Consider the following 11633-nt stretch of genomic DNA (forward strand, 5'->3'; position numbering starts at 1 on the left):
CGCATTTTCCCAGGCTGATTGTAGGCCCGGTAAGCGAAGCGCCACCGGGCAAAAGCGGGGCTGTGCGGCCTGATGCCCTCACCCCGGCCCTCTCCCACGGGGAGAGGGAGAAAACATTAAAAAAGGCAACTTACGTTGCCTTTTTGCTTTTATTTGGCGTCTGTCGCCGTGCCGTTGGCATGCCAGTCAAACACGCCGAACTCGAAGCCCTTCAGGTCACCCTTCTCATCCCAGGACAGCGGCCCCATCACGGTTTCCACCGAGTTCGCTTTCAGCCAGGTGGCAATCTCCGCCGGATCGGCTGACTGGTTCAGGCCCGCTTGCAGAGACTGCAACGCTGCGTAAGTGGTCCAGACGAACGCACCGCTTGGATCCTGTTTCTTCGCCTTGATGGCATCTACAACAGGTTTGTTCGCAGGCACCTGGTCGTAGTTTTTCGGTTTGGTCACCAGCAGCCCTTCAGCAGACTCACCCGCGATGTTAGACAGGGAAACGTTCGCCACGCCTTCTGGCCCCATGAACTGTGTCTTCAGACCCGCCGCACGCGCCTGACGCAGGATCTGCCCCATTTCCGGGTGGTAGCCGCCGTAATAAACGAAATCGATATTTTCTTTCTTCAGACGCGCTACCAGAGTCGAGAAGTCTTTCTCACCGGCGGTAATACCGTCAAAGAACACCACGTTGGCATTCGCTTTTTTCAGGTTATCCTGCACCGCACGGGCCAGGCCTTCGCCGTACTGCTGTTTGTCATGAACAATCGCGATGCGCTGCGGCTTCACTTTTTCAACAATGTATTTCGCGGCGGTTGGCCCCTGATCCGAGTCCAGACCGGTGGTACGCAGGATCAGCTTATAGCCGCGCGCGGTCAGCTCTGGTGCCGTCGCAGCCGGCGTGATCATCAGAATGCCTTCGTCTTCGTAGATGTCAGACGCGGGCTGGGTGGAAGAGGAGCACAGGTGACCGATAACGTATTTGATCCCGTCATTTACCACTTTGTTCGCCACCGCGACCGCCTGTTTCGGGTCACAGGCATCGTCATATTTTACGATTTGCAGCTTTTCGCCCTTGATGCCGCCCTTAGCATTAATGTCTGCAACCGCCTGTTCCGCGCCCGTAAATTCCTGGTCGCCGTACTGTGCTACCGGACCGGACATCGCGCCCACCACGGCCACTTTAATATCGGCCTGCGCCATAGTGCTGAATGCCAACGCGATACATCCTGCCAGTAACGCTTTACCCTTCATGTTCATCCTGAGATTCCCCATTATTATGGTTATAACGATTGTTGTGATGTTGTTGTGTAGCGCTTTATTTCAATTATAGGCGTGCTGTTCGCGCTTTTTCAGCATACTCTGCTAAAACATACCCCATTTTTATGATTTTGGAATAGCTAATTTGAAATGAAAATATGATAAGCCCGACCTTCATTTCAGCCGGGCTTTTGGCTTTATCGTGTCAGCGAGGCGGAAATAATATCCAGCGCTTTACGGAACTGCGCTTCGGGGATGGTGAGCGGGTAGAGGAAGCGGATAACGTTGCCGTAGACGCCGCAACTCAAAAGCAGCAGCCCTTCGTTCAACGCGCGCTCCTGAACCTGACGGGTAAATTCCGGCGACGGCAGTCCGGTTTGCGGATCGGTAAATTCCACCGCCACCATCGAGCCCTGCCCACGGATATCGGCGATCCAGGGACAGCCATCCTTCGCTTTATTCAGCACCTCGACAAGATGATGGCCGAGATGAGACGCGCGCGTGCAGAGATCTTCCTCGTCAATCACGTCCAGCACCGCATGGGCCGCCGCAATCGCCAGCGGGTTACCCGCGTAGGTGCCGCCCAGTCCGCCCGGAGCGGGCGCGTCCATCACCTCTGCCCGGCCAGAGACGGCAGAGAGCGGCATCCCGCCCGCCAGGCTTTTCGCCATAGTGATCAGATCGGGCTTCACGCAGTGGTTTTCCATGGAGAACAGCTTGCCGGTACGGGCGAAGCCGGTTTGCACTTCGTCGGCAATCAGTAAAATCCCGTGGGTATCGCACAGGGCACGCAGCGCCTGCATAAAATCAGCGGGCGCGACGTTGAACCCGCCCTCGCCCTGAACCGGTTCAATAATGATTGCCGCCACCTGATCGGGCGCGATATCGGCTTTGAAGATGCGCTCCAGGCTTTTTAGCGCTTCGGCGGTACTCACCCCGTGCAGGCTGTTGGGGAATTGCGCGTGGTACACCGAGCCGGGGAACGGGCCGAAGCCGAGCTTATAGGGCGCCACTTTGCCGGTCAGCGCCATGGTCATAAAGGTACGGCCGTGGAACGCGCCGCCGAAGGTGATAAGGCCGGGACGTCTGGTGTACGCGCGGGCGATTTTCACCGCGTTTTCGACCGCTTCCGCCCCCGTTGAGAAGAAGGCGGTTTTGGCTGGCCCCTCTATGGGTACGCGCTGGTTGATGCGCTCGGCAAGCGATACATAGCCTTCATAAGGGACGATTTGATAAGCGGTATGGGTAAAGGCGTGAAGCTGTTTTTCGATGGCGGCGAGAACTTTAGGATGGCGATGCCCGGTATTCAGCACGGCGATCCCGGCGGCAAAATCAATATACTCGTTACCTTCCACGTCCCACACCGTGGCGTTTTCGGCTTTATCGGCATAGAAGTTACACATGACGCCGATACCGCGCGGCGTCGCCTGTAAACGCCGGTCGTTCAGTTCGTTATTTTTCACCCTGTCACCCTCTGAAAGTCGCCTGCTTAGCGCATCAGTAAGTGTTTGCCAGGGGCAGGGAATTCGCCAGAGCGGGCGCTAAAAAAACAAAACCCCCAGACTCTCATCCAGGGGTTCTCGGTGTACTTCGCGAAAATTACGCTTCGATAGCGGCGCGAAGTTTTTTCATGGCGTTCTTTTCAAGCTGACGCACACGTTCAGCGGAGACGCCGTAGCGGTCGGCCAGTTCCTGCAACGTGGACTTGTTATCTTCGTCCAGCCAGCGGGCGCGGATAATATCCTGGCTACGCTCGTCGAGGCCTTCCATCGCGAAGGTCAGCTTGTTTGCCGCCTGGTCTTCCCAGTTATCCTCTTCAATGCCGTCAGCAAAGTTAGAGGTTTTATCCTGCAGATACAGGACCGGGGCCATCGGCTGGCTGTCGGAGGCATCGTCGTCGGCAGACATATCAAACGTCATGTCCTGCGCGGCCATTCGGGATTCCATCTCGCGGACGTCTTTGCTGGAAACACCCAGCTCGCGCGCCACCATTTCCACTTCATCCTGATTGAACCAGCCCAGACGCTGCTTGGTTTTACGCAGGTTGAAGAACAGTTTGCGCTGCGCTTTCGTCGTAGCGACTTTCACAATACGCCAGTTACGCAGGACGTATTCGTGAATTTCCGCTTTGATCCAGTGCACGGCGAAGGAGACGAGTCGCACACCCACTTCCGGGTTGAAGCGACGTACCGCCTTCATCAGGCCAATGTTACCTTCCTGAATCAGGTCCGCCTGCGGCAGGCCGTAGCCCGCATAATTACGAGCAACGTGAACAACAAAGCGCAGGTGAGACAGGATCAGCGTTTTAGCTGCTTCCAGATCGCCCTGGTAATGCAGCTTTTCAGCAAGCTCCTTTTCTTCCTCAGCCGTTAACATCGGCCAGGTGTTCGCAGCCCGGATGTAAGATTCCAGGTTACCAACAGGGGCTAAAGCTAAAGTTTGCATTTCTTTGGTCATTCATTCCTCTCAATGTTTCTTCTGGTCCAGGTTGTCCCCGTCAGGCAACAACCATGCCAAAGCGTTTGAGCAACGAGATTAGCATTCACTCTTTTATCAGACAGTGATTTTATCCACAAGTTCCAGGTGCAACAGTGAATAAATTACGCACAAAATGTGACATGAAGATGATTACAGGGGAAGAGACAACAGGGACGCTTTCCCTGCAAGCGAACATCTCGGTGCAGGGAAGATTATATCACGCTTTTATTAGTCGGGAGTAAAGTGGCGTAAATGTTGAACCGTTGCCAGCCATGCCGCCACCCAGCCGATCATGGAGCAGACCAGCAGCAACAGCAGGCACTCATCGAACCCTAAGCCACTGATATCAAACTTCGTTCCGAAAACCTGCGCCACCTCGGTGACGGCAGACGACAGCCGCATCACCAAAATTTCTGACAAAATCAATGAAAGAAATGCACCAGAAAAACCTAATAACGCGCCGCCATAGAGGAACGGGCGGAGGATGAAACCATCCGTTGCGCCAATCAGTTTCTGCACGTTGATGGTATCGCGACGGGCGAAGATGCTCAGGCGCACGCTGTTACCGATGACGAGGAACACCGCCGCCACCATCAGCACGCCGATCATCGCCGATACGCGCCCCACCAGCCCGGTCAGGGCGGCAAGGCGGGCAAACCAGCTGTCGTCCATGCGCACTTCATCAATCCCATTGATGCGGGTAATGCGGTCGCGCAGGGTGTTGAGCGAATCGGTGCCCTGGAAATCGAGCTTCGGGATCACCACCGCCACGGCGGGCAGCGGGTTCTCTTCCAGCATATCCAGCGCGCCGCCGAACCCGGACCAGTTGCGGAATTCGCCCAGCGCTTCATCGCGGGAAAGATAGTTCACCTTCTCCACGCCCTGCTCGGCCTGAATCTGCCCCACTACCTGAGCCGCCGCGTTATCGTCGAGGGCTTTATCCAGATAAACGGTAATCTGCGGCGACGGATAGTACTGGGACGCCGCCTGGTTTACGTTTTTGTAAACCATGTAGCAGACGCTCGGCAGCGTCAGGGAGATGGCAATCACCATCACCGTCAGGAACGTCGCCAGCGGTTTGCTTTTTAGATCCTGCAACGCGCCCTGGAAGGCGTAGCGCACCTGTTCGTTGAAGACGTTGGTTTTACGGGAGTTCGGTTTCGGTGTCGCTTTGGCACGCTTAGGCGCATGGCGATTGCCGTCCCCGCCGCCCTGAGGCTTGCGGAAACGGTCAAACCGGTTGCTGAACTGCCGAATCTGGTTCATTGCATCACGCTTATTCACCGTGGCCTCCGTGCAAATGCCCGTCGCTCAGGGTCAGCATGCGGTACGAACGGCGTGAGATAAGCCCCATGTCGTGCGTCGCCATCAGTACCGTGACCCCCACGCGGTTAAATTCCTCAAACAGACGCAGGATCCCTTCAGAGAGGGCATCGTCCAGGTTACCGGTCGGTTCATCCGCCAGCAAGACGGCAGGCTTGTTCACCACCGCACGGGCGATGCCCACGCGCTGCTGCTCACCGCCGGAGAGCTGGATCGGGAAGTTCTTCGCTTTGTCCAGCAGCCCGACCTTATCCAGCGCCGCCGAAACGCGACGGCGGATATCATCGTAACTGGCGCCGGCAATAATCAGCGGGATCGCGACGTTATCGAAAACCGTGCGATCCATCAGCAGGTGGTGATCCTGGAAAATCATGCCAATCTGACGACGCAGGAACGGCACTTCACGGTTCTTAAGACGGCTAATTTCATGGCCGCTGAACCAGATTTTCCCGGCACTTGGCCGCTCGATCCCACAGATCAGCTTGAGCAGGGTACTTTTCCCCGCGCCGGAATGGCCGGTCAGGAATGCCATCTCGCCTGGCTGGAGGTGGAATGTTACCCCCTGCAGCGCTTGTCTCCCGCCGAGATAGGCCTTGCTGACGTGTTCAAAGCGAATCATTGTTAGTCCTCTCGGGCAAATAGTGCCTCAATAAAGTCGTCCGCTTTAAACGGACGTAAATCCTCAATACGCTCGCCCACACCGATATAACGGATAGGAATGCCGAACTGGTCGGCCACGGAGAAGATCACCCCGCCTTTCGCGGTGCCGTCCAGCTTGGTCAGCGTGATCCCGGTCAGTCCTACCGCTTCATTGAACAGCTTCGCCTGACTGATGGCGTTCTGTCCGGTGCTGGCGTCGATAGTCAGCATAATTTCATGCGGTGCATCTTCGTCCAGCTTCTTCATGACGCGAACGATTTTCTTCAGCTCTTCCATCAGGTGCGATTTGTTCTGCAAACGCCCTGCGGTATCTGCAATCAGCACGTCCACGTTACGCGACTTCGCCGCCTGGATGGCATCGAAAATCACGGACGCGGAATCCGCGCCGGTGTGCTGGGCAATGACCGGAATATTGTTGCGCTGGCCCCACACCTGGAGCTGTTCCACCGCTGCCGCACGGAAGGTATCGCCCGCCGCCAGCATCACCGATTTGCCCTGCTGCTCAAACTGGCGCGCCAGCTTGCCGATGGTGGTGGTTTTACCCACGCCGTTGACGCCAACCATCAGAATAACAAAGGGCATTTTGCCTTCAATATTAAGCGGTTCGTCAACTTTTGCGAGAATTTCACCCATCTCGTCTTTCAGCAGGCCGTACAGCGCCTCGGCGTCACGCAGCTGTTTGCGGTTCGCTCCTTCGGTCAGGTTGGCGATGATTTTCCGGGTGGTTTCCACGCCCACGTCCGCAATCAGCAGTTGCTCTTCCAGCTCCTCAAACAGATCGTCGTCGATCTTCTTGCCGCGGAACAGACTGATAAATCCGGAACCTAAGTTTTCTTTGGTTTTGAGCAGGCTGCGCTTCAGGCGCGCGAAGAAACCTTCTTTGGTCGGTTTTTCCTGCTCCTGAACGATCTCTTCTTCGGCCTGCTCTTCCACCGGCACGACGATGACCGCTTCTTCAGCCGCTTCCGCCGCCAGCGCCTGGGCCTCCAGCTCTTCGTCGGTCAGCTCTGGCTCAAGGGCCGCTTCTTCTTCCACCGCCTCAACAATTTCAACGGTTTCCGCTTCGGCCTGCCACTCTTCGGCAGAAACCTCTTCAGCTTTCACCTCTTCCGGCAGCGGCAGCGCTTCGTGTTCGATAGCGGCCTGCGGCGCTTCGGTAAGGGTTTCAACGATAACCGACTCTGGTTTTTCGCTCTCCTGAACCTGTTCAGTAACCTCAACCACCTCTTCAGCAAAGGATTCAATCTCTTCTTTGCTGTGGGCTGGCTCTTCCGCTTCGACAACCGCAGCGGTTTCGACAGGCGTTTCAGGCTGTGACTGCTCTTCTACAACCTGCTGTTCTTCGGTTTTCTGTTCTGTTTCTTGCTCTTTTTCACCGAAACCCAACCAGGAAAAGAAGCCACGTTTTTTTTGTTTTGCCATCTGCGACTACACTCCTCGCGGCGCTATATACAGGGAAGCTAAAAAAATGATGAAATAGTCTAACACTTTACTTAATTGACATCACCGCCCGCAATCGCAGGGCATTGTTAACAGAGCTTTCCTGAGATGAAGAAACCCACCCGCGCCCCGGCCGGTCAAATTCGCATTATCGGCGGTCAGTGGCGAGGCCGGAAATTACCGGTGCCGGACAGCCCCGGTTTACGCCCTACCACGGACCGCGTTCGCGAGACGCTGTTTAACTGGCTCGCCCCGTCAATGGTAGACGCCCATTGCCTGGACTGCTTCGCCGGAAGCGGTGCATTAGGGCTGGAAGCGCTGTCGCGCTATGCTGCGAGCGCCACGCTGCTGGAGATGGAGCGCGGCGTCGCGCAGACGTTACAGCAAAATTTGGCTACGCTGAAAGCAACCAACGCCAAAGTGGTGAATACCAACACGCTGAGCTTCCTCGCGCAACAGGGGACGCCGTTCAACGTGGTGTTTGTTGACCCGCCGTTCCGTAAAGGGCTGCTGGAAGAGACATTATCGTTGCTGGAAAAAAATGGCTGGCTGGCAGACGACGCGCTGATTTACGTTGAAAGCGAAGTGGAAAATGGTCTGCCGCCCGTTCCCGTTCACTGGGATCTGCACCGCGAGAAGGTCGCCGGCCAGGTGGCTTATCGTCTGTATCACCGTCAGGCACAAGGAGGATCCGATGCCAGTACTGATTAACGTAGGGCGCTTGCTGATGCTGGGCGTCTGGGCATTTTTGATTTTGAATCTGGTGCACCCGTTCCCGCGTCCGCTGAATATCTTCATTAACGTGGCGCTGATTTTCACCGCGTTTATGCATGCCTTGCAGATGGTGATGCTGAAAAACGGACTGCCGAAAGATAGCCCACCGATGACCGGCTGGCAGCAGCTGCGGGTGTTTATTTTCGGCGTATTTGAGCTGCTGGTGTGGATGAAGAAGTTTAAGGCGCAGGTGAAGAAGTAACCCCCTCACCCTAACCCTCTCCCCTTCGGGGAGAGGGCCGGGGTGAGGGGAAAATTACTGCTCCGGTTCAAACCCTTCAAACCGCGACCCTTTGTAGCTTAGCGTGCCTTTCTCCCCCACCGTCAACTGGTGGTACTGCTGCGCCTCCAGTCGGAAGGTCATCTCCAGCCCGCCGGTTTCCGGCTTAAAGCTCGCTTCATAGCGCATCGTTGTGCCCGCAGGCGTCACCTGCTGCTGGCGGGATCGGCGGTCATTAAGCGGTTTCTCGCGCTTGTTCGTCACCACCACGCGCTTTTGCATCAGCGGCGCGGCATCGTTGTCGGCCTTCTCACGGCGCTGCTGCACGAAGCGAAACGAGGCGGCAATGACGATAATCGCCAGCACGACAATAAAAAACAGCGGCATCTTGCTCATTGAAAAATCCCATCAGATTATGCGGAATTCAGGATACCTCGCCTGCCCCGGCATTGCCAAACGCCCGCTCGCGTCACTACACTGGATCAGAAACTGATCATTCAGCCTCAACAGTTACAGGGAGTTAATATGCTTTGGTCATTTATCGCTGTCTGTTTTTCCGCATGGCTTTACGTCGATGCGTCTTACCGTGGCCCAGCCTGGCAGCGCTGGTTGTTTAAACCCGTCACGCTATTGCTCCTGCTGTTGCTTGCCTGGCAGGCACCGATGTTTAACGCCATCAGCTATCTTGTCCTCGCGGGGCTGTGTGCGTCCCTGATTGGCGATGCCTTAACCCTGCTGCCGCGCCAGCGTCTGCTGTACGCCGTGGGGGCATTCTTCCTGTCGCATCTGCTCTATACCATCTACTTTGCCAGCCAGATGACGCTCTCCATCTTCTGGCCGCTGCCGCTGGTGCTGCTGGTGATTGGCGCCCTGCTGATCGCGGTGATCTGGTCGCGTCTGGAAGAGATGCGTCTGCCGGTGTGTACGTTTATCGCCATGACGCTGGTGATGGTGTGGCTGGCGGGCGAGCTGTGGTTCTTCCGTCCGACAGCGCCTGCGATGTCCGCGTTCTTCGGTGCCGCACTGTTGCTGTTGGGTAACATCGTCTGGTTGGGCAGCCACTATCGCCGCCGCTTCCGTGCGGATAATGCGATTTCTGCCGCCTGTTACTTTGCCGGACACTTCCTGATTGTGCGTTCGCTGTATATCTAAATAACGCTTGACTCTGGAGTCGACTCCAGAGTGTATGCTGCGGTTAATGAGAAAATTATCATTACCGGAGACTGCCATGTCGACTCCAGAAATACCTAAAAAAGTTCCCCAATTCTCGGCACTTAAGCTCAGCCCGGTTCCGCCAAAAGAGGACTGCTGCTGCGAGGGCGCATGCGAAACGCAAACTCAAACGCTGCCTGAAAGCGGCAATCACTACAGCTGGGTCGTCAACGGCATGGACTGCGCGGCCTGCGCCCGCAAAGTGGAAAACGCGGTGAAGCAGGTGCCGGGCGTGAGCCACGTTCAGGTGCTGTTCGCTACCGAAAAGCTGCTGGTCAGCGCCGAAAACGACGTCAGCAGACAGGTTGAAGCCGCCGTCAGCAAAGCGGGTTATACCCTGCGCAGCGAAACGGCGCCCGCAGAAAAAACGTCCCCGCTAAAAGAAAACCTGCCCCTTATCACCCTCATCATGATGATGGCCCTGAGCTGGGGGCTGGAGCAGATCAACCACCCGTTCGGCAACCTGGCGTTTATCGCCACCACGCTGGTTGGCCTGTTCCCGATTGCCCGTCAGGCGCTGCGTCTGATGAGAAGCGGCAGCTGGTTTGCCATCGAAACGCTGATGAGCGTGGCGGCTATCGGGGCGCTGTTTATTGGCGCGACGGCGGAAGCGGCGATGGTGCTGCTGCTGTTCTTAATTGGCGAACGCCTTGAGGGCTGGGCGGCGAGCCGGGCGCGTAAAGGGGTGAGCGCGCTGATGGCGCTAAAGCCGGAAACCGCCACGCGGGTTATTGATGGTCAGCGTGAAACGGTCGCCATCAACACCCTGCGACCGGGTGACGTGATTGAAGTGCCCGCAGGCGGACGTCTGCCAGCCGATGGGGCCCTCGTTACCGCCACCGCAAGTTTTGACGAAAGTGCCCTGACCGGGGAATCCATCCCGGTTGCGCGCGCGGCGGGTGAAAAGGTGCCTGCGGGCGCCACCAGCATCGACCGACTGGTGCAGTTGACGGTCCTTTCCGAACCGGGCGACAGCGCCATCGACCGCATCCTCAGGCTGATTGAAGAGGCCGAGGAGCGCCGCGCGCCGGTAGAACGCTTTATCGATCGCTTCAGCCGGATTTACACCCCCGCCATCATGCTGGTGGCGCTGCTGGTCACCGTCGTCCCGCCGCTGTTCTTCGGCGCGCCGTGGGAGGGCTGGATTTACAAAGGGCTGACGCTGCTGCTGATCGGCTGCCCTTGTGCGCTGGTGATCTCCACCCCGGCGGCGATTACCTCCGGGCTGGCGGCGGCGGCACGTCGCGGGGCGCTGATTAAGGGCGGCGCGGCGCTGGAACAGCTGAGCCAGATTCAGCACATCGCCTTCGATAAAACCGGCACGCTGACCGTCGGCAGGCCGCAGGTGACCGGCGTGTATCCGCAGGACATCAGTGAAGACGCCCTGCTGACGCTGGCCGCTGCCGTGGAGCAGGGTTCCACCCACCCTCTGGCGCAGGCGATTGTGCGTGAAGCACAGCGCCGCGGGCTGAACATCCCTCCGGCAACGGCCCAGCGAGCGCTGGTCGGGTCAGGGATTGAAGCTGTGGTCGAAGGCAAAAAAGTGCTGATCGCCGCGGCGGACGCGCGCTCTACTCCACAGGTTGAGGCGCTGGAGCAGTCCGGGCAGACGGTCATTACCGTGATGCAGGACGGTGTGCCGATGGGCATGCTGGCGCTGCGCGACACCCTGCGTGACGATGCGAAAGACGCCGTCGACGCGCTACACAGGCTGGGAGTACAGGGCGTGATCCTGACCGGCGATAATCCGCGCGCGGCGGCGGCGATTGCAGGCGCGCTGGGGCTGGAGTTTAAGGCCGGATTGTTGCCTGCGGATAAAGTCAGCGCGGTAACCGAGCTGAACAGCAACGCCCCGCTGGCGATGGTCGGGGACGGAATAAACGATGCCCCGGCAATGAAAGCTTCCAGCATCGGCATTGCGATGGGCAGCGGCACCGACGTGGCACTGGAGACCGCCGACGCGGCGCTGACGCACAACCGCCTGACCGGGCTGGCGCAGATGATAGAACTTGCGCGGGCAACGCGCGCCAATATTCGGCAGAACATCGCCATTGCGCTGGGTCTGAAGGGGATTTTCCTGGTCACCACGCTGCTCGGCATGACCGGACTGTGGCTGGCGGTACTGGCGGATACGGGGGCGACGGTGCTGGTTACGGCGAACGCGTTGCGGTTGTTGCGTCAAAGGTAAAAGTGAAACGGCAACCGGGTTGCCGTTTCTCGTGTTTGCCCCCTCTCCCCGCGGGAGAGGGCCGGGGTGAGGGCATCAGGCCGCACGT

Annotated in this window: 11 protein-coding genes; 4 read left to right on the forward strand and 7 right to left on the reverse strand. The window is 57.6% G+C overall.

What is annotated here, in order from left to right:
- Nucleotides 1–149 precede the first annotated feature (149 nt).
- The 6 genes from livJ to ftsY form a co-directional block, all read right to left on the reverse strand.
- The gene (livJ, locus tag ACOT1A_RS17065; RefSeq protein WP_015571474.1) at nucleotides 150–1250 is read right to left on the reverse strand and encodes a branched chain amino acid ABC transporter substrate-binding protein LivJ; all 1101 of its coding nucleotides are present in this window, start codon (nucleotides 1248–1250) and stop codon (nucleotides 150–152) included.
- Between the two features lie 197 nt (nucleotides 1251–1447).
- Nucleotides 1448–2713 (reverse strand): 4-aminobutyrate--2-oxoglutarate transaminase, encoded by a 1266-nt coding sequence (locus tag ACOT1A_RS17070; RefSeq protein ID WP_276170006.1) that lies wholly within the window; start codon nucleotides 2711–2713, stop codon nucleotides 1448–1450.
- Nucleotides 2714–2849: 136 nt separating this feature from the next.
- Nucleotides 2850–3707 carry an RNA polymerase sigma factor RpoH gene (gene rpoH, locus ACOT1A_RS17075; RefSeq protein WP_000159624.1) on the reverse strand — a complete coding sequence of 286 codons (858 nt, stop codon included), beginning with the start codon at nucleotides 3705–3707 and terminating at the stop codon, nucleotides 2850–2852.
- 249 nt (nucleotides 3708–3956) lie between these two features.
- Entirely contained in the window at nucleotides 3957–5012 is a 1056-nt protein-coding gene (gene ftsX, locus ACOT1A_RS17080; protein WP_022649667.1) for a permease-like cell division protein FtsX, read from the reverse strand.
- The gene (gene ftsE, locus ACOT1A_RS17085) at nucleotides 5005–5670 is read right to left on the reverse strand and encodes a cell division ATP-binding protein FtsE (protein ID WP_006812284.1); all 666 of its coding nucleotides are present in this window, start codon (nucleotides 5668–5670) and stop codon (nucleotides 5005–5007) included. Before ftsE ends, ftsX begins: the two co-directional genes overlap by 8 nt.
- 2 nt (nucleotides 5671–5672) lie before the next feature.
- Nucleotides 5673–7133 carry a signal recognition particle-docking protein FtsY gene (gene ftsY, locus ACOT1A_RS17090; RefSeq protein WP_069597030.1) on the reverse strand — a complete coding sequence of 487 codons (1461 nt, stop codon included), beginning with the start codon at nucleotides 7131–7133 and terminating at the stop codon, nucleotides 5673–5675.
- Nucleotides 7134–7259: 126 nt separating this feature from the next.
- On the opposite strand from ftsY, the gene rsmD reads away from it, so the two are divergent.
- Nucleotides 7260–7862, forward strand: a complete 603-nt coding sequence (gene rsmD / locus ACOT1A_RS17095; protein WP_022649669.1) for a 16S rRNA (guanine(966)-N(2))-methyltransferase — start codon at nucleotides 7260–7262, stop codon at nucleotides 7860–7862.
- Nucleotides 7846–8127 (forward strand): DUF1145 family protein, encoded by a 282-nt coding sequence (locus ACOT1A_RS17100; RefSeq protein ID WP_022649670.1) that lies wholly within the window; start codon nucleotides 7846–7848, stop codon nucleotides 8125–8127. Before rsmD ends, ACOT1A_RS17100 begins: the two co-directional genes overlap by 17 nt.
- 54 nt (nucleotides 8128–8181) lie before the next feature.
- Here the strand turns inward: ACOT1A_RS17100 and ACOT1A_RS17105 are convergent, their stop codons facing one another.
- Complete coding sequence (locus ACOT1A_RS17105) at nucleotides 8182–8541, reverse strand: DUF2500 domain-containing protein (protein WP_022649671.1); 360 nt, start codon at nucleotides 8539–8541, stop codon at nucleotides 8182–8184.
- 129 nt (nucleotides 8542–8670) lie between these two features.
- Here ACOT1A_RS17105 and ACOT1A_RS17110 point away from each other — a divergent pair, with 129 nt between their 5' ends.
- Entirely contained in the window at nucleotides 8671–9297 is a 627-nt protein-coding gene (locus tag ACOT1A_RS17110; protein WP_022649672.1) for a lysoplasmalogenase, read from the forward strand.
- 76 nt (nucleotides 9298–9373) lie between these two features.
- Nucleotides 9374–11545, forward strand: coding sequence for a Zn(II)/Cd(II)/Pb(II) translocating P-type ATPase ZntA (gene zntA, locus ACOT1A_RS17115; RefSeq protein WP_193543128.1), 2172 nt, complete (start codon nucleotides 9374–9376; stop codon nucleotides 11543–11545).
- The last annotated feature ends 88 nt before the right edge of the window (nucleotides 11546–11633 follow it).

The sequence above is a fragment of the Enterobacter cloacae complex sp. SYL003 genome (assembly GCF_049236925.1).
GTDB lineage: Bacteria > Pseudomonadota > Gammaproteobacteria > Enterobacterales > Enterobacteriaceae > Enterobacter > Enterobacter intestinihominis.